The organism is Agrobacterium sp. MA01 (genome assembly GCF_009650195.1).
Classification (GTDB): Bacteria; Pseudomonadota; Alphaproteobacteria; order Rhizobiales; family Rhizobiaceae; genus Allorhizobium.
The window spans coordinates 206,308-225,466 of sequence record NZ_CP045856.1 but is presented as its reverse complement, the minus strand read 5'-3'; the positions used below and the strand labels follow the sequence as shown (position 1 = coordinate 225,466).

17 protein-coding genes are annotated in these 19,159 nt (G+C 59.1%); all 17 read right to left on the bottom strand.

The annotated features are described in order from the left end of the window. Positions 1–1,179 (bottom strand): DegT/DnrJ/EryC1/StrS aminotransferase family protein, encoded by a 1,179-nt coding sequence (locus GH983_RS23695; RefSeq protein WP_069044200.1) that lies wholly within the window; start codon positions 1,177–1,179, stop codon positions 1–3. A gap of 13 nt (positions 1,180–1,192) precedes the next feature. Next, complete coding sequence (locus GH983_RS23690; protein WP_069044199.1) at positions 1,193–1,825, bottom strand: acetyltransferase; 633 nt, start codon at positions 1,823–1,825, stop codon at positions 1,193–1,195. Beyond that, a complete protein-coding gene (locus tag GH983_RS23685; protein ID WP_069044198.1) occupies positions 1,822–2,415 on the bottom strand; it encodes a sugar transferase in 594 nt (197 codons plus the stop codon). The genes GH983_RS23690 and GH983_RS23685 overlap by 4 nt, the downstream gene beginning before the upstream one ends. A 1-nt stretch (position 2,416) precedes the next feature. Then, positions 2,417–3,658 (bottom strand): glycosyltransferase family 4 protein, encoded by a 1,242-nt coding sequence (locus GH983_RS23680; RefSeq protein ID WP_069044197.1) that lies wholly within the window; start codon positions 3,656–3,658, stop codon positions 2,417–2,419. 6 nt (positions 3,659–3,664) lie between these two features. Beyond that, positions 3,665–5,479 carry a glucosamine 6-phosphate synthetase gene (locus GH983_RS23675; protein ID WP_153763859.1) on the bottom strand — a complete coding sequence of 605 codons (1,815 nt, stop codon included), beginning with the start codon at positions 5,477–5,479 and terminating at the stop codon, positions 3,665–3,667. Between the two features lie 68 nt (positions 5,480–5,547). Continuing rightward, entirely contained in the window at positions 5,548–6,345 is a 798-nt protein-coding gene (locus GH983_RS23670) for a hypothetical protein (protein WP_150127578.1), read from the bottom strand. 54 nt (positions 6,346–6,399) lie between these two features. Beyond that, positions 6,400–7,494 carry a non-hydrolyzing UDP-N-acetylglucosamine 2-epimerase gene (gene wecB / locus GH983_RS23665; protein ID WP_153763858.1) on the bottom strand — a complete coding sequence of 365 codons (1,095 nt, stop codon included), beginning with the start codon at positions 7,492–7,494 and terminating at the stop codon, positions 6,400–6,402. After that, the gene (locus tag GH983_RS23660) at positions 7,491–8,603 is read right to left on the bottom strand and encodes a glycosyltransferase family 4 protein (RefSeq protein ID WP_069044193.1); all 1,113 of its coding nucleotides are present in this window, start codon (positions 8,601–8,603) and stop codon (positions 7,491–7,493) included. Before GH983_RS23660 ends, wecB begins: the two co-directional genes overlap by 4 nt. 45 nt (positions 8,604–8,648) lie before the next feature. Next, positions 8,649–9,722: a glycosyltransferase gene (locus GH983_RS23655; protein WP_153763857.1), complete on the bottom strand. Its 1,074-nt coding sequence runs from the start codon at positions 9,720–9,722 to the stop codon at positions 8,649–8,651. Positions 9,723–9,791: 69 nt separating this feature from the next. Then, on the bottom strand, positions 9,792–11,678 hold the full coding sequence (gene asnB, locus GH983_RS23650) for an asparagine synthase (glutamine-hydrolyzing) (protein ID WP_069044191.1): 1,887 nt from the start codon (positions 11,676–11,678) through the stop codon (positions 9,792–9,794). Between the two features lie 7 nt (positions 11,679–11,685). After that, positions 11,686–12,789 (bottom strand): glycosyltransferase, encoded by a 1,104-nt coding sequence (locus GH983_RS23645; RefSeq protein ID WP_153763856.1) that lies wholly within the window; start codon positions 12,787–12,789, stop codon positions 11,686–11,688. 132 nt (positions 12,790–12,921) lie between these two features. Then, the gene (locus GH983_RS23640) at positions 12,922–13,770 is read right to left on the bottom strand and encodes an NAD(P)-dependent oxidoreductase (protein WP_236759417.1); all 849 of its coding nucleotides are present in this window, start codon (positions 13,768–13,770) and stop codon (positions 12,922–12,924) included. A 59-nt stretch (positions 13,771–13,829) separates the two neighbouring features. Beyond that, positions 13,830–14,705, bottom strand: coding sequence for a bifunctional 2-polyprenyl-6-hydroxyphenol methylase/3-demethylubiquinol 3-O-methyltransferase UbiG (locus GH983_RS23635; protein ID WP_069044189.1), 876 nt, complete (start codon positions 14,703–14,705; stop codon positions 13,830–13,832). 49 nt (positions 14,706–14,754) lie between these two features. Beyond that, the gene (locus GH983_RS23630) at positions 14,755–15,726 is read right to left on the bottom strand and encodes a glycosyltransferase (protein WP_069044188.1); all 972 of its coding nucleotides are present in this window, start codon (positions 15,724–15,726) and stop codon (positions 14,755–14,757) included. A gap of 246 nt (positions 15,727–15,972) precedes the next feature. Then, entirely contained in the window at positions 15,973–16,938 is a 966-nt protein-coding gene (locus GH983_RS23625; protein WP_194842857.1) for a glycosyltransferase family 4 protein, read from the bottom strand. Between the two features lie 291 nt (positions 16,939–17,229). Next, a complete protein-coding gene (locus GH983_RS23620) occupies positions 17,230–18,339 on the bottom strand; it encodes a class I SAM-dependent methyltransferase (RefSeq protein WP_153763855.1) in 1,110 nt (369 codons plus the stop codon). Positions 18,340–18,396: 57 nt separating this feature from the next. Further along, the gene (locus tag GH983_RS23615; RefSeq protein WP_069044185.1) at positions 18,397–19,155 is read right to left on the bottom strand and encodes an AglZ/HisF2 family acetamidino modification protein; all 759 of its coding nucleotides are present in this window, start codon (positions 19,153–19,155) and stop codon (positions 18,397–18,399) included. Positions 19,156–19,159 lie beyond the last annotated feature (4 nt).

Genomic DNA, 19,159 nt, shown 5'->3' with positions numbered 1-19,159 from the left:
TCAGCCCGCCTCGGCCCGGGTCAGCACTTCCGAGACTACCCGGCAGGTCAGGTCGATCTCGGCTTCGGTCAGGGTCGGATGAACGAGAAACATCATGCTGGTTTCTCCCAAGGACCGCGCCACGGCCAAGCGCGACGGTGGGCGCGAACCGGTACCGTCGAACGCCTTCTCGAGATAGACCTCCGAGCAAGTGCCTTGGTAGCATGGAACACCGAGCGCCACGATTTCTTCGACGATCCTATCCCGACTCCAGCCGGGCGCGAGCTTGTCCGGCCTGACATGCACATAGCACTTGTAGAAGGCATGCTCGCTGCCTTCGGGCAGGATCGGAACTTCGACGACCTGGAAGCGGCGGCATGCAGCCCGAATTCGCTCGGCATTCGCCGTGCGGGCTTTGCGCCAGTCCGCCAGCCGCCGCAGTTGGATCCGTCCAATCACCGCCTGCGTCTCGAGCATACGCCAGTTTGTGCCGAAGCTCTCGTGGAGCCAGCGAAAGCCGGGCGGATGGGACCGCTCGTACACGGCTTCGAAGCTCTTGCCATGATCCTTGAAGGCCCACATCACCCGCCACAGCGCCTCGTCGTCAGTGGTCACCATCCCGCCTTCGCCGCCCGACGTGATAATCTTGTCCTGACAAAAGCTCCAGGCGCCGATATGCCCGATGCTTCCGACATTGCGGCCTTTATAGCGTGCACCGTGTGCCTGCGCGCAGTCCTCGATCACCTTGAAGCCGCGCTGTGCCGAGAGCGCCATGATCGAATCCATATCGCATGGCCAACCGGCCAGATGGACGCAGATGACGGCCTTGGTCCGCGGTGTCAGCACTGCGGCGATCGTCGCGGCCGAGACGTTTCCGCTATCTGGCTCGACATCGGCGAAGACCGGCGCTGCGCCGGCATTCACGACGCAGGAGACGCTTGCGATGAATGTGCGTGGCGTTACGACCACTTCGTCGCCCGGCCCTATTTCCAGCGCCTTCAACGCGAGGTCGAGCGCTACAGTCCCGTTCGCCAGAGCTATGGCATGGGCCGTACCGCACCAGGCCGCGAACTCCTTCTCGAATTCACGCGCTTCCGTGCCTGTCCAGTAATTGACCCGGTTGGACAAGACCACCTGACGGACTGCGTCAGCTTCTTCCTCGCTGAAGCTGGGCCAGGGGGAAAAGGGGATGTTGAGCATGTCGATGCCTCAGTTAGGAGGTTTCGCCGCACATGCGGCGAGCGGGATTGCCGATCAATGTCTGACCGTCGGGAATTGCGCGAACAACGACAGCGCCCGCGCCGATCAGGACCTGTGAACCGATCGCAATGCCCTGCCTGACCGCCGCACCCACGCCAATCCAGCTGCAAGCGCCAACCGTGACGCCGCCGGAGAGGTTTGCACCGGGCGCGACATGCACGGCGTGGGCAAGTCTGCAGTCGTGATCCACCGTTGCACCGGTGTTGATAATCCCTGCAGGTCCGATGGAAGCATCGATCTGGACGACGGCGCCGGCCAAAACCACAGTGCCGGCTCCGAGAACGGCATGCCGACTCACGGACGCGGCGGGATGAACGACGGTCGCCAGGGCAGCGCTGGCTGCCTCGAGCTCGCATTGTTTTTTCCAACGTATTGCGCAATTGCCGATCGAAACAGTCACGCCGTCGTAGTCCTTCAGGCGTTCAAGTAGCGCTGCGCTCGTCCCGACCACCGGCCAGGGACCGTTTTCCCGGTGCCCGGGCCAGCTGTCGTCAAAGAAGTCCACATGCGTCCAGCCCGCGCTGAGCGCCGCATCGGCGACCACCTTCCCGTGGCCGCTCGCTCCGAGCAGCGCAAGCCTCTTCATGATCCGCTCCCCGTAAATCGGCTCACCGTTGCTTCGCCTTCCGCATTGATGCCTTTACGGGCGAGCACCCGGGCCACGGTCAGCCAGAGTATACGCAGGTCAAGTGCCATGCTTTGATGATCGACATACCAAACATCGAGTGCAAACTTGTCCTCCCAGCTGATCGCATTGCGACCGTTGATCTGCGCCCAGCCGGTGATGCCCGGGCGGACATTATGGCGGCGCGCTTGCTCGGGCGTATAGAGCGAGAGGTAGTCCATCAGAAGAGGCCGCGGCCCCACAAGGCTCATTTCGCCTTTCAAAACGTTCCAGAGCTCCGGCAGCTCATCCAGGCTCGACGCACGCAGGAATCGCCCAAGCGATGTCAAACGTTGCACGTCCGGAAGGAGTGTTCCGTCCGCAGAGCGCTCATCCGTCATGCTGCGGAACTTGACCATGGTGAACGGCCGACCGTGAAGTCCTGGCCGGACCTGCCGGAACAGAACCGGGCCGCCAAGACCTACTCTCACCAGAATGGCGAGAAAGACCATGGGCACGCAAAGGACGATCAGGACGAGAAGGGCAACGAACACATCGAAGGTTCTCTTCATCTCAACGGCCCTCAGTAAGAGAGGGAGTTTCAAGTCCGAGGACGGTTTCATAATTTCTTGCAAGCGTGGCATAACGCCTGTTCGCGAGAATCCATTCCCGACCGCGCCGCCCGATCTCTTTGCGCGTTTGCGGGTCCATTGCGGAATATCGCGCGATTTCGGCTTTCAGCGCCTTGAGATCGCCGGCGGGGACATAGGTCCCGCAGCCGGCTTCGTTGATCATGGACGGGTAGCCGGTGTAGGAAGCGACAATGGGCTTTCCGGCAACCGTATAGTCGATGATCTTGTTAAGCGACTGGCCGAAGCGCCAGACCGCCGACTTGTGGACCGCGAAATAGACGAGATCGCACCGTGACAACACGGACTGGACCATAGCCTTCGGCACACGCGGCGCGAAGGTAAGGTTTGGCAGGTGCCCGTAGAGGGACTGATAGCGCTTGCGCAGATCGCCCTCCCCGACCAGGAGAAAATGAATGTCCGGCCTGTCTTGCATCGACGCTGCGCATTCGAGGAACGTATCCAACGCGTTTGTAATACCAATGCTGCCAACATGTGCCACGACGAAAGGGCTTTGCGGCATATGCTGCGCCACATAGGCCTCCGGCAGAGGCTCTCCAGCCTCCAAGGCCGCCTCGTCAACACCCATCGGGATGCAGAAGGTAGGTCGCGACCGCCCGAGCACTTCGCGGACATGCTCAGCCAAATTGGGCATGGTACCGACGATGGCGTCTGCATGGCGATAACCCAACTTCTCCACGAAGCCGAGCAGGCGCACCAACGGATTGCGCGGACTGAAACCGCCTTCTTCAACGATCGTAAGCGGCCAGATATCGCGGATCTCGAAGACTAGGCGGCACTTGTACCGGCGACGCAGCAGAAAGCCATTGAGGATTGTCAGCAGAGACAGACTGGAAACAATGATGGCGTCAGGCCGTGGAAGAGACGCCTTCGGCATACGCCACAGCCGCCATTCGAAGTCCAGCCAGCTTAGGATGCGCCGGGACGACTTGGCGAACTGGTATTTCAAGGTGCGCACCCACCAGAGCTCGAGGCCGTCAACGTCCTGCCGCAGATAGGCCTCCTCAAGCTTCGGGACCTCGGTCAACATGTTGGAGTCAGAGGTAATGACCACACAGCGATGGCCCATGCGGGCCAGTTCGCACATGATCAGGTAGCCGCGTCCGCCCGCGCTGGCTTTGGCAGGCGGCGCAACATATTTGGAAAGGTACCAGATACAGGCCATGGCGCGTTAGTACATCGCAGGAATGGTGTTGACCGTCCGTATGGCGTCGGTGAAATCCACGCCAACCGCATCGAGATACCACTTTATATTGGGGTAGCGCGGCGCATTTTCGTCGAGAACCATGTCTAGCGCCTCTTCGCGGCTGAGATCACCTTCGCGAATCTGGTTGCTGCGGAACGTGTCATGCTCGGTGAAGCCCGCAACGGTGTAATAGACGTAGTTGTAGAACGCGGCCGTGCCGTCGCCAATGCGCCAGGTCGTCTTCGTGTCGGGCGCCTTTTCCCAATCGTACTCAGCAAGCGTCTGGTCGATCGTCTTCTCGTCCCAGCGCCAATAGTCGAAGATGTGATAGTAGTCCGACTTTTTGGTGAAGCTACGGTAATACTCGCCCGAAAGCGTATCCCACAAAGAACTGTTGAAATAGCCGGGGCTCTGCAGCATCGCGCGCAGACGCAGATATTGGTACCGCAACTGTTTCATCGCGCCATGCGAATAGACCCGCTCCTCCTCGAAATCAGGAGGAACGCCCAGGAATCCTGCCTTGAAATGTGTCACTTCCAAGGGGTTGATGCCCCAAAGGTTCAGACTGATGCCCGTCTGTTGCTTGACAGTCTCGACGTGACGGAAGAAATGCTTGTCGCCTGCTGTCAAGATGCTGATCATTCCCAGATGCGGCGATTTCAGCCAGGCACGCAGGTTCTTGGCGATATGTTCGCGCTTCTTGGCGATGTCGTCGGCGACGATGATGTTCTCCACGCCGAGTTCAGCCGACATGCGGCTGATATTGCGTCGACCCAGATCAGTCACCATCCCCCAGTCGTAAGTGTAGGTGACGGGCTTCATCCTCAGTTCCTTGACGATCAGGTGAAGACCGTAACAGCTATCGCGTCCGCCCGAAAACGGCACAATACAATCGTTGCCCTTGGCTCTGCGATAAGGCTCGACAAGGCGGAACAATTCCTCCTTCGGACGCGGACGGTTGCGAGGCTTGTAATTGAGGCAATAGTTGCACACACCCTCTCTGTTGAAGCGGATGAAGGGCATGGTCTCGGGAAGAATGCATCGGGTACAGCGCCGCAACGTATGGTGCCGGTATTTAAGCAGTTTCTCCTCGGCCACCGACTGTCCAAGCGTCGGAATAAGATCCGTCTTGCGCTCGCGCCTGTCCACCACTTGCGGGGTTGCGGCCGAAGTCGGGATATCGATGATCGCCGCGTCGCGCATGACCTGCTCGATGCTTTTGCAACCGATCTGCGTAAGCGGATAGCTTTCGGACGCAAAATAGACGGTGGTTCCCGTGCGACCGACATAGAGGCTGCCATTGTTGGAAAACAAAAGCAGTTTGCCGAGACGCGGCACGAACATTGCACAAGCGACGATACCGCGGCACAGATCAAGTACGCGGCGCGGCACGTCCTCGAGCGCGCCGCCAGCCTCCAGGTGTGCTTCGGCAATGGCGGCAATCGCTTCGGTGTCAACGGTCTGGGCGGGCGTCTTGCCGATCACCTCCCAGATCGATGCGTCATTGACCACAATCCCGTTGTGCAGCACGACAATTCCGCCGCGAATCACGGGCTGATTGTCGGCAAGGCCATTGGTAATGAGGCGGCTGTGGCCGAGCACCATGGAACTCGTTATCGGACCCACCTCGCTCAGCAGCCGGGTGATGCGATAATCCGCGCGGTAGATGTGATAACCAAGGCTGTTAAAGGTGACGAGACCGCTTGAATCCCGCCCGCGCTGCTGCGAATGCGTCACCAGCAAGCCGAGATCCTGCGGCTCGACGCGTGAATCGGAAATGATACCGAATATGCCACACATTTCAGTCAGCTACTCCCACCGGCGCCAACGCCGGCAATGCGACGGGCCATGAACGCCGGGTCGCGATGTTATTTAATCGAATGGCCATTCGTTGAGCCATGGGCGCGCAGCCCCCAACTGTCAAGCCACAACAGGCAAAGCAACAAGCCGATACCGTGCGTCAGGATGGACGTCGGCAGATCGGCGCTGGTGAACAGGGAGGCGAACGGATAGAAACAAACAGCAGCGACATGCTTGAGCGAATTTCCCTTCGAAAGCACCTTCGCAAGCCAACACAGGGCCGCAACGATGACCGGGTAGATCACAGTTCCCGCCCAGCCGAGCTGCATGTAGCCCGTCGCGAGAAAGCCATTGTTTGCAGCGGTACCTTCGCCTCCGATCTTGGCAAACTCCCCGATCAGAAGGGTGTGATTCTTGTCAAAGGGGTACGTCAGAAGAGACCGCATAAAGCCGTTCGAGAAGTAGAGCGGCGCCTTATCGGCGAAGAAATGAAAATATACGAAATCAAGGCGGGCAGGAACGAAGAAAAGCCGTCTCGTGAAAATGCTGAGATACAGATCTGTCGACCCGAAGGCGAAATAACCGACATCTAAAACCACCAGCAAAAGAGCGACCAACGCCAGAGCGATCGCCGAGCCAACTTCAACAAGCCACCACGTCGCCAAGATTCCAAGCGCGACCACTGCGGCGAACAGGATCGATTTCTGAGCCAGAACCCCGAAGAGAAACAGCAATATGATGAGCGCAAACACCGACATCCAGATCTTGCGCCGATACACACCTACGACCAGAAGATAAATCGCGCAGATTTTTTGCAACCAGCTAAGCGCATAGCCCCATATTCCTCCATCCAGTAGGGCTGTCACGTCAACCCGTCGGGTGTTTCTTCTTCTCGTGCATGAATTTACCGAGGTTAGGCATTAACCTCCGCCTTTTACCCTAATTCGATCAACAATTATGTCAGCGGCCTTGCCATCTCCGAAAAGACTCAACGCGTTGCCCCTTGATTGCATTGCCTTACCCATTTCTTCAACGATCATTGCTGGATCATTGGCCAAAACGAGACGATTCCAGCCCGAAGAGATTAGCTCGCTCCATTCGGTTTCGTTCCGCAGCGTCACACAGGGTACGCCGTAGAAGTAGGCCTCCTTCTGCACGCCGCCGGAATCGGTCGCGATGAGAGAGGCGTATTTCTCGAGCTGGATCATGTCGAGATAACCGATCGGCTCCAGCACATGCAGGCGCCGCGAGATTTCGTCCAGCCGACCCAACCTAGACAGCACAGCTCTCGTGCGCGGGTGCAGCGGCCAAACCACAGGGCGTTGCGCGGCCATCATCTCGAAGGCGCTTGCGATCGTCAGAAGCCTTTTCTCGTCGTCGGTGTTTTCGGCACGATGGATGGTCGCCAGGACATAGCTGCCTTGCTGCAAGCCCAGGCGGGCTAACTGCCGTCCAGAAGCGTCGATCTTCTCGGAAAACTGCAAAGCGACATCGTACATGACGTCGCCGACGACATGGATCGATGCCTCCGGCATGCCTTCCCGACGCAGGTTTTCCGCCGCCGCTTCGCCCGGTGCGAACAACCAGGTGGACACGCGATCGGTCAAGATGCGGTTGACCTCTTCCGGCATGGCCATGTTGAAGCTGCGCAATCCTGCTTCGACATGAGCCACCGGAATATGCAACTTGGCTGCTGCAAGGGCACCAGCTAGGGTGGAATTGGTATCACCGTAGACGAGCACAATATCCGGCCGCTCGCGAATCAATACCTCTTCCAGGGCGGCAAGCATCTTCCCCGTCATAGAACCATGGCCGCCTCCATGAATCCCGAGATTGTACGCCGGCTGCGACAGCCCGAGTTCCGAAAAGAACACGTCCGACATGTTCGGATGGAAATGCTGTCCGGTGTGTACAAGCACTTCGGTGAACTCGCCGGAGCGAACTAGCGCCTGTGACACGACGCCGGCCTTTACAAACTGCGGTCGCGCGCCGAGAATGGTGACGATTTTTTTCATGCTCCGGCAGCCTCCAACCGACCGTAAAACGCCAGCAACTTGCTCTCTTCCCTATCCCAATTGTATCGACCGAGGACGGCCCGGCGCCCGTTGTCACCCATGGCGCTGGCGCGCACCGGATCGAGAACAAAATCGTCGATGGCAGCGGCAATTGCAGCAGGATCCTTTGGATCCACACAGACGCCGCAATGATTGCCGTCAACGATCTCACGCCAAAGCGGAAAATTGGAGGCAATCACGGGAATCCCCGCAGCCATATATTCAAACATCTTGATAGGAAGCGAATCCAGATAATTCGCCGTGGGATAGAGCGTCACCAGCCCCGCGACCGAGCCGGCCAGCACTTCCTTCACACCTTCGCGGCCGAGGATGCCCAAATATTCAACCTTGCACCAGCCGGCCGCGGCCCTCACTTCGGCTTCCGTGTCCGTTTCTGCGAACCCCCCCGCCAGAAGCAAATGCGCGTCAGACCGGCTCAACTCGAGCGCGCGTACGACTTCGCGGATTCCTCGGATGCCGGCAATGCTGCCGATGTAGCAGACGCCTGTTCCCGAAAGCTTGTGCTGCTTCGGCGGGTCAAGTTCCCCCACAAGCGGAAAATTGTTCACGTCTTCGACATGCGAATGAAACGCCTGGAATTTTTCACGAATGGTCGGCGTGGCGGCGATGATACCGTCCGTGTAGCGGCATATGAACCGCTCAAAGATCGCGAACGACCCCGCGATGGAACCGCGGAGCATCCGCGGAAGATAATGTTTGCCCAGGATTTGTTTGGGTACATCCTCATGAGCATCGAAGATGACACGCTTGCCCCGGCGTTTTAGCAGGGGACATAATGGAAGCAACTCCGGGTCGTGCAGATGATAGACGTCGGCGTCGGCTTCGACCGCCAGGCGGTAGACCCGCCGCGGCGCGCCCAGCATGCGGTTTGCGCGCCCGGAAGACGCACCCGCGTCGCGGATCGCCACCTGCGAACAAACGTCATCGCCCAGACCATCGGCGACAATGAGCGTGACATCATGGCCCGCTCCCGCCAGAGAGCGGCATTCCTTGAGGAAAACCCTGACGTCATCGCGCGAATGCGCCGATGTCATGTGAGCAACACGCATGGCTACCTCCCGTCCATTACTCCACCCTTGATGAGGGCACGACGTTCATTTCAACAGCGCCCTGATCTCGTCCTCGATAACCTTGCCTTCATGCTCGAAACACAAGAGTTGCGCCGCCGCGTCCGACGCCAGCTTCAGCGCCGCCAGGGAACGCGCGTCGAGAGCGGAAAGCGCCCGGACAAGCGCAGCTGGCTCGAATGAATCAGCCACGATGCCGCAGCCATGACGATGGACGAGGGCGGCCATCTCGGGAGATGGGCCGATCGCGACGGCCAGACGCGCCTGAACGAACTCGAAGAATTTGTTCGGCAGGGCGTGTTGGTGATTGAAGTTGTCGGGCGGCAGCAGATAGAGCCCTACGTCGTAATCGTTGATGCGCTGGCAGATCTGCGGCATCGGTACCGGAGCGACAAACCGAATGCGCGAATTGGAAGCCGCGAGCTGCCGAAGATGTTCCATATAGCCGGGATCTTCCTCGACAAGCATCAGATCCAGCGAAAAGCGGTCATCCAGCTTATTCAGGATTTCGATCATCTGCTCCAGCTTCCGGACGCTGCTGGCCACTCCGTGATGGATCATCCTGATCGCCCCCTCTCGCAGGGGCGCCGGGCTCAGATGCTGCAGCGAAGGGGCGTTATGGACGACTTTGGGACGAACGGCGTAGTGTCGCGCATATTCGTCCGCAATGCCTTGGCAGACGGTCAGCATCGAAGAGGTCTGCTTCAGATATTTTGCGCAGAACGCCCGGTTCATGCGGCCAAGCGTAAGCCTCCACTTCAACGCGTCAGCATATTCTCCGGGCGCATATTCGTGCGCATCGTAAATGACAGGTCTTCCCCGCGCGTATTTCAGGGCTAGCGGTAGCGCGGACAGGTCATTTGCAAGGATGAGATCGGCATCCGTCTCACGCAGCAACTCTGCGGCAGCGCGGACATGCCCCTGAGCCCAATAATAGGTCTCGTGCGCGCCCAGGAACAGCCCCACCCCCCGCAGAAATTTCGCTGCGGGGCCGAGTGTTTTTTTGCGCACCGGGATAAAGGTGCAGCGTGCATCCGGCTTTTCGCCAAAGCCCAGCACTGTCAGGTCATACTGAGACTCCAGCAGCCGGATCTGCCGCATGACACGGGGATCGTTGCGGATCGGCGAAAATGAGATGATGAGAACCTTTTGCAAGGGTTGTCCTAAAGGTTAGGCCAAGAAAAGCTGATGCCAGCGTACGAAATTCACCCAGCGCCAGGCCTGCCACGAAAACGGCCGGCGCCCGGCGACGATCGCGTCAAAGGCTTTCACCGCCGCTGTCTGGTCAAAGAAGCTGACGCCGACATCCTCGGCGAGCCAGCCACGGATCGTATCAGACATCGTGCCGATCCATGCGGCTTCCGGCGTCTGGAAGCCGATCTTGTCCTTACGGTCCAGTATGGCATCCGGAACGATGCCGCGCATCGCAGCGCGAAACACGGCTTTTGTTTCCCCGGCATCGGAAATCAGGTAGGATTCGGGCAGGGACAGCATGAGCTCGGCCTGAGCGAGCGTCAGGAAGGGCACGCGACTTTCGATGGCGAATCGCATGGAGTTCCTGTCGCCGTGGCGCAGCAGGCTCGCCAGCCCCCTTTGAGTAAGCGAATGAGCCAGTTCCGCCGTCACGCGCCGTCCGCGTGCAGTCACTGCAGGACGTTGCCGTGGATGGCGCAGATTAACGCCTTCATCCAACAGCGCATCCTCGTGCATCCATTCCGGCAACGGCGCACGCCCGCTAACACGGCGCAGCGCCTGGTACAGCCACCCATCTGTCATGGCTGCGGCCGCGAGCTTTGCCGCATCGCCAAGGCGGCGTCCCGGCCAATCCGCCCATTCCCGCGCAAAGCGCGCCGCACCGACCCAATTTCCCGTGTCCACCAGGCTGGCGATCCGCTGGCCGGGATAACCGTCGTATCCCGCGAGCATTTCGTCAGCGCCCTGCCCGTCAAGCGTAACGGTAATGCCGTTGTCCCGTGCCAGCTGATACACACGATACTGCGCGTAGATGCTCGTCGACCCGAACGGCTCGCCCTGGGCGCCAATCATGTCGTCCAGATCGCGAACAAGCTCCTCGGCCGTCACGGTGACTTTGTGCGCCGTGGCACCGACATGTGCGTTGACCAGGTCGGCCCACGGTTCCTCGTTCACCGCTGTCCCTTCGGCGACATAGCTGAACGTGTGGATCGGATGGTCCGGAGCGACGTGGCGCATGGCACAGACGACGGCGGAGGAATCAATCCCGCCTGACAGCGCTGCGCCAAGCGGTACGTCGCTGCGCAGATGCAGACGAACGCTGTCCAGAAACAAGGCTCGGACACGCTCCGTTGCCTCGGTGAAGGAAAGGTCACGGCTTTCTGCAATGTCGGGCGTCCACCAACGGCAGGCTTGGGTCGCCAGCCTTTCCGTCAGGTTGAGGCGCAAGAGGTGGCCCGGGGCAAGATGAAAGACGCCCGCGAAGAACGTCTGTTCGGTGCTGTCGTAGTCACCGTGGACCAGATAGTCATATGCGCGCTGCGGATTGAGTGCCGCCCTCGTGCCCCTGAGCGTCAGCAGTGAGGGCGCTTCGGACGCGAAGCAGAACATGTCGGAATTGCAACTGTAGAAGAAAGGTTTTATGCCGAAGGCGTCGCGCACGCAGGTCAGCGTCGCCTCTTCACGGTCCAGCACGGTAAAGGCAAACATTCCGGTAAGTCGTGGCAGGCAGGCCTCGCCCCAGGTTGCCCAGGCGGCGAGGAGAACCTCCGTGTCGGACTGTGAAGTGAAGCCGCAGCCAAGCGTCTGCAGTTCCGCCCGCAGCTCAAGGTAATTGTATATCTCGCCGTTGAAGACGATCACATAGCGACCGTCAGCGCTGGCCATCGGCTGCAGGCCGGCCGATGACAGATCGATGATGGACAGGCGCGCATGACCGAGATGGCAAACGCCGGTCGGCAGCGCTACGGTGCGTCGGTCATGGGCATCCGGGCCGCGATGCGCGAGCGCCTTCAATCCATCGGCAACGCGACGGTCAAGCGCTCCGGAATCGTTCCGGCTGAAAACCCCTAATATACCGCACATGCTCTCGTCATTCCCCGCCGACCTTTGGACCCAGACCAAGCCGGCGCAGCGCTTTATCATAATCAGCCTTGATCTCCAACGCTATGCGGCGGGGATCGTGCCAGGTTTCGACGTAACCGCGACTTTTCCTGCCGATTTCCGCCAGCGTTTCCCGAGGCATGGCAAGCAGCCTGCGCAGGTCTTCCTTGATTGACGCTGAAGAGGTCCTCACGAAAGGAAGATCTTCCCGCATCTCTGGAGGGATAAACCCGAGATCATCCTCACGAATGTAGACCATTACGGGCTTGGCCATGGCCATCAACTCCACCGCCAGTCCACCGTACCAACCGGCATGAATCTGGTCGATCATGATGTCCACCTGCTCATATTTCTGGCGGGCGGCCTCATTCGACAGCCCTTCCACAAGGACCAGTTCGAACTCGAAACCTTCCGTCGCGAGCGCCTGCAGGGCCGCCAATATGATGTCGGTACCTTTGGCGCGGCGATGGCTGGGCGCATGGCCGATCCGCAGCGGTCTCTGCTCAAGCGTCACGCCCACGGGGCGCCAATCTTCGAGAGAAATGTGGCAATATGGAATGAACCGCGCCCCTTCGCCGAGAACGTGCATCAGGTCGGGGTTGACGGAATAAACGACCGAACAATAGCGCTCCATGCGCTTGATCATCAGACGCTTTAGCGCGTCCGTCTCGGTGGTATAATAGCCGGGCTCCACGTGGTGTGCGATCGAGTCCGTGAACAGCGCCAGGCAAGCGTCGCCCTGCCTCGCGTCGTCTCCTTGGTAATGCACGAACATGGGACGTCGAAAAAGCCTGTAGAGGTTCAGTTCAACCACGGAAAGCATCTGCAGGTAGATGCCGCCCAAGACGCTCTTCGCCTTTCGGGCCAGCCCGCGGTCGGCAGCCCGCGCAAGCGGAACCGGCGTCGCCCATCCACCGCCGAAATTGAAGTGAACGACGTCGGAAAACAGCGCGGTGCGAACAATCGCCTTCCATCGCTTCAGTTCGCGCGTCAAAGATCCGTCTTCCGGCTTCCAGATGGGGACAGTTCCCTTATACCCGAATGCGTTCACATCGTAGATGTAGCACGCGCTTCGCAGACCGATCTCATTCAACCGGCGGCTGAGCGAAGGCGCATTGCCACCGACCGACGTTGGGAGATGCGCTACACGATAAGATACCGGTTCAGTCATGCGCCCGTTTGAAACCTCAGGCAAAGCGCCTCTGCCAGGAAAGGGCGCGCCTCATCACAACACATCCTTCAATCCGTCGCGCGGATAAACCAGAGGCGCGTGTAAATTTTGGCTCATCCGTGTGATATCACCCACCACGTCCGAGGGGACGCCTTCCGTTGTGTGAATAAGCGCCGATCGGCCCGTCAACCGCTCGATCTCAGCGCAGAGCTCCCGCAGAGCCAACACCTGCGGTCCTCCGATATTGTAAACGCCGTCCGCCTCGCTCGTCAGGGCAGCGACCACCGCAGCGCTGGCGTCACTCACGTGAACCGGATTGAGGCGCAGCCCTCGCTCGCCCTGGATAGTCACCGGGCGGCCCTCGCGAATGTTGTCGATGAGCCTCGGGATGAGCATCGTGCGGTTCTGGCCGGCGCCGTAGATGAAGAAGAAGCGCAGCACCATGATTTTCATGAACGCGGCATAACTGGAAACCAGCGCCTCGCAACTGACTTTGCTGCCGAGATAGTATCCTAGCGTACCCGGCTGGATGACCGGAGAGGTTTCGCGGAAGGCAGGATCGCCACTTCCGTAAATGCCGCCTGAGGATGCGTAGGCAAAGCGCGACACACCCTTGCGCCAGGCGTAGTCGAGAAGGCGCGCCGTGGACGCGATATTGACTTGGAAAACCTCCAGCGCCTTGGCCGGAACATCCCGGAAATGCGCCGATTGCGCCAGATGAACAATTCCGTCCGCCCGCTCCGGAAGCAGACCCGCGTCCCAGGAGGTGGAGAAATCGATCGCCTGATAGCGGACACCCGCTACCGGGTTCTCCGGCAATCTGTGCACCAGCGCCACGACCTCGTTCGTTGGCGCGAGTGCACTCACGACCTGCCGACCGAGCAGGCCATTGGCGCCGGTCACGATCAACCGCGCATCCTTGATCTCAGTCCGTGCGCGCCGGCTATCGCCAGTCGGCCTATTCACCGGACGCGCCCTCGAACCGTGATCCCGTAAAAATCAACCGTTCGGTGCACGATATCAAGCCCCGCCCCCTCGAACCATTCTTCGACCTCGCCCAGAGTGTGCCGAGTAGCCAGTTGCGGGTGATACCAATCGTAGTTGACCATGACATTCTCCGATTGGGAGATGTTGGGATTCCAGTAGCATTTTGCGAAGAAATGGTAGATCAGGCGCTGCACGTCGTAAGTACCTGAATCGATCCCGAGCACGTCGATCGGCGGAACCTTCACGGTCAGTTCGGCTTCGGTTAGCGCCCTGCCGAACTCCGTGATTTGCGCACAATGCTTCATCGCCTCTTCATAGGGCAATTCGGCGATCTTCCCGCGAACATAGTCATCCACGAATTCCCGCGCCGGCGCCTTCTGCTTGTATACGTAAATGGCAATCTCCCCCCCGGGAGCGAGAAGGGTGCGCAGATTGTGAAAGGCGCGCGCCGGATCGGCGGTATGATGCAAGACTTCCTGACAATAGATGAAGTCGAACTCTCCCAACCCGGAGAGATCGCCCAGAAGATCACGCGTATCGAACCGGACGCGTTCGACGTCCTTGAAATGTTCGCGCGCGACATCGGCACCCACTAGGTCGATGCCGACGAGCTCGGCGCTTTCCGGCGCGAGCTTCTTGAGCAACGCAGTCACGCGGCCATTGCCGCAACCGGCATCGAGAATGCGGCCACGATCGGCGAGATAGGCCCCAAATGCGTCCGCAGACGAGAACCCATTACGTTCCAGAATCCAACGCTGGGTATCCGACCCTTCGCGCAGCGTCTCCGCGTAAAAGGCGTCCGTGTTGTTCTCCCACTTGTCGCGGAAGCTGCGGGCGGTGTTGTCGCTCATGAAGAAACTCCTGTGTTGGTCACTGACAGGTGCCTCGTTAGCCGCGCCGTCAGCTTGGCCCGGCATAGCAGGCGATAAAGGTTTTGGCTATGGCGCTCTCGTCATGCAAGGCTCGTATGGAGGACCGGGCAATGCTCTGCTTCCGCGCAAGTGCTTCCGGGTCGGAGAGATAATGAAGCAAGGTTTGCTCGAGATCGTCCAAGTGACAGATGATGAAGCCGGATTCACGCAGGGCATCCGTCATGAAATCGGGGCGGATCCATGTGATGGTCGGAACACCGCAGATCATGCTCTCGATCTGGGCGTTCGCATAGTAGCCCATCTTCATCTTGCCGATGGCGAGATCCGCTTCGCGCATTGCGGCCATGACTTCAGAATGCGGAACGTTGCGCAGGTAAACGAATTCAATGTCGTGACCTCTGGCCCGCACGGCCTCGACCGCCTTTTGGATGCGCTCCGTGCCCTCTATGCCCGGATGATTGGTGACGTGAACGAGCTTCAGAGGCCGCCTTCCGTCCCAGGGTGCCTTCGCTGGCGCATCGATCCCATCAGGGGCGAAAAACGAAGACACAACCGCCTCGGGCATGAAATCACGCATGTCCGGCGTGGTGACCATCGTTGCATCGGCCCAACGCGCGGCAAGTGCGCGACGGTCACGGTTGAGCGGGCTTGTACAGATCGTCGCGTTGTAGTCGCATTGCTGACAGATGTTCAGTGCTGGATGAAGACGCATATTGAGCTCGCGGTTACGGGCCTCGCAGCCGAGATAATGAGCCACAACCCTGCGACCTAGGCGCTTCAGCAGAGGGACCTCCCAGCCACTGCGCGTCATCGTGATCATGAAATGAAAATGCACGGCTTCGTACCGCGCCAGAACCGTCCAGAAGAAATAGAACTCGTACCAAGGCGCCAACAACGGATTGTAGCCCTTGAAGTGGTGGTCACACCGATTCCAGTGCGGACTGTCACCAAGCGCCATATAATCGTTGTGCCACCCGTACTTTCGCAGAATGCGCGTCATGTGCCAGGGCTCATGCACCATATAGGACACATGCAGAACAGATTTTGGCCGTGGCTGCAAAGTCAATAGCGAGGCCAGAAGCCAATTCAGCGGATGGACAACTAACATCGAAGCAGCATAAGCGGTCCTGACGATCAGAGGCTTGATGTTGCGCGGTCGAAATCTAGGCATTGCAAGATGCTCCTTCGCGGTCACCACGAAGCGGAACGCACGGACTCTGCGAAACGGTCCGCGAATCCGCCACGTTTAACCGCTCCTGTTCGAAAACGACAACAGGATCCGTTCGAAACGCTCAAATACCCTGTCCTGCGCGTGCCGTTCCTCAACGTAACGAAATCCCCGCTCGCCCATGACACGCGCGCTGCATCCCGGTTCCCAACCGCGTTCAGCCCACAATTGCTGCAAGAGTCCGGAAGCGCGTTCCAGCGAACCACCGGTTACGACGCCGGCGCCGTGGTCTGTAAGCATGCCGGCGGGATCGACGTCGAGCGAAAGGATCGGAGTTCCGTTCGCGCCGGCTTCTAGGAAGCTGTTGGGAAAACCTTCCGTGATGGATGTGCTGACCAACACGCAAGCGTCACGATAATAGGTCTGCATCTCTTCTGGCGCAACGGCGTCCACAAAGCTGACATTGGCAGGGGCCTGCGCCTTCACAGCATCGAAGACCATGCCATCGGCGCGGTTCATCACCATGACCACAGGTACATCCGGCGACAGGCGCGCCAGGTCCACCATCCTTTCAGGGCATTTGATGCGGTCGGATTTGCCCACCCAGAGCGCAAATTTACGCGGCTCCAGGTAAGGACCACCGGCAGGAATGGCGATGGGGTTTTGCAGCACTTCCGAACTGCGGTGAAACCGCTTCAAAAGCTCTTCCTGCTGGAAAGGCGTCTGTGCGACAGACAGGCCAGGGAGACCGTAGACGCGTTCCGCGAAGGGCTCTTTGGGCGCAAGATCCATGTCGCCGCCCTGCATCAGGATGAATGGCTTGTTGCGAACCGCGCACCAGCGCGCCAGCCTTGCGGAGTAATTCGTCGCGCCGAACGCAAGGTAGATGTCGGCATCCGCCTGATCCCAGATGTGATAATCCGGCTCCAGCAATAGCGGAACCCCCTCGATACGGCCACGCCGCACCGCCTGCAAAAGACGCCATCGGAGCCTGCCGACAAGGCTTCGCTCGAAGACGCAGGCAGAGTCGCGCAGAAAGCGCACGCCTTCGATCACCTCACTGCGCGGCTGACCATAATCATATGCAAGCATCGAAACGGTGAAACCGGGCCTCCTTGCGAGATACCGTGCAAGCCGCCACGCACGCAGCTCCGATCCCCCGTAGGCGCCGACGGCCTTCAGGATCGGGTAGACGCCCGCTGTTGCGAAGCAGATGGACATGTTCTTCCGCGTCATGAGAAACGGGTCGCCATCATAACGAAACGACCTGAGAGGGTGGAAATCTCAGGTCCTTGTCCAGGCACTAATCGTTTCGGCTTCATCGAAACAACCGCTTCACGCCTGCTGTGCCGCGACATTGACCACAGTTGGCGGATGAAACAGCTTTACGCCCTTGCGTACGTCCCAATCGGCTGGAGGCGTACCAACTTTCGTGCCCAGGACGTACAGCGCCCATGTCCGGCCATAGAGCTTGTGTGGCGCAAACATCTTGGTCATCCGCAGACGCAGGTTGTAGACAGCGACAGCCAGCGTGTAGCGAAGGGATTTCTGCTGCGTCGTCGCGTAAGAGAACAGCTGCTGTGCAGCAATGCCGTGCTCGGCCAGACCAAGTTCGACTTGAACAGGGTGAAGAGCGCGTTCCATGACCACACCGCCGGCGCCAGGATTGGTCGGACAGCATCCGTCGCGGTAGGGACGAGCTACCCATCCCTCCCTGCGAATATACTTCCCCACTTCGATCGCAAGCCGTTCGCCAAACAGTCCTGACGTATTGTCGGCGAGGTAGTCGATCTCCTCTGGCTTCATGTCCGGATGGAGCCCGGCAATTATGTCCCTGCGGGCTCCGCGAAACGGCTCGTCAACCGTGTCGCGGCCCGTACTGGTGCCAGCGGGTCCGTTCTCCCACGCCGCGTAAAGGTTGCGCAGATCGGCCACACAACTTTCGCTGGCGCGATTATTGCCGTCTGAAATCAGTACCTTTCCGCCGACCTTCAAGATACGCGCAATTTCGGCGTAGACCGTGTCGAGATAGGTGGGATTGATATGGCTGATGACCTCGTTGACGAGAACAAAATCGACGGTTTCGCTCTCTATCGGCAGATAGCCTTCATCAGACTTAACCAGCTCACAAGGGAACCCGATGGCGGAGAAGACCAGATTTCCCACCCTCAGGTACTCGTCCTCCACATCGACGCCAATCACGGCGGCCGCGCCTAGAGCATGGAAGATAGGAAAGGTATGGCCAAACTTGCAGCCAAAGTCGACAACCTTGCAACCTTTCAACGAAGGAACCATCTTGAACAGGTCCAGATAATCGCGCCATAACTGTTCCTTGTGGAACCACGCACTCAACGTGACGAAATTGTCCGGCACGTCACGTATTTCTGCGCCTTGTGCGCTGATCTTTTCATACGCCGACCGAATAAACTGCTCGTCGAAATTCACGATGGCCCCCACGTTGTTCTCAGCTTTTATCTTAGGGCCCTGCAAGGCCCCGCCCTGCTACAAGACGCGCCGAAGTGCATCCTGGTTTGGATAATTGACCAGAACGCCCATATCCTTCTTCTGGAAGACGACCATGCTGCCAAGCGCCACCGCCGACGCGCCAGCCTGGTGAACTGCCTGCCCTATATGGTCGACCGTTCCAGCTCCGCCATGAGCAATGACGGGAATAGAGACCGCCGAGGAAACTGCCAGGATAAGATCGAGATCAAATCCTGACCACGACCCTTCGCGATCGATCGATGTCAGCAGAATTTCTCCCGCCCCTCGCCGTTCGACTTCCTTGGCCCAAGCGACCGGCTCCAGATGCGTATTGTTTTCTCCGGCGCGCGTCCGGACCGTCGTCTTTCCCAATGGGCCTGCTTTCACATCAATGGACACCACCACCGCCTGGCTGCCGTAGTGGTTAGCCAATTGCGTTATCAATTCGGGCTTTTCGACAGCAGTCGTATTCAGCGAAATCTTCTCGAATCCTATATCGAACACGGACTTCGCATTATCGAACGAACCTATCCCTCCACCATAGCCCAGCGGCATGAAGCATTCATCGGCGATGTTCCTCAGGATTCTGAGATTCGGGCCACGTCCCTCCTTTGAGGCGACGATATCGAGGAAAAAGAGCTCGTCCACCTCAAGCTCGTTGAATATCCGCACCGTGTTGGCGGGATCGCCCACATAGGTGAAGTCGCCGAATCTCCTGGTCTTCACCAGACTTTCATGTCGCAGCAGAAGTGACGGAATGACCCGAACGCGCAGCATGGTG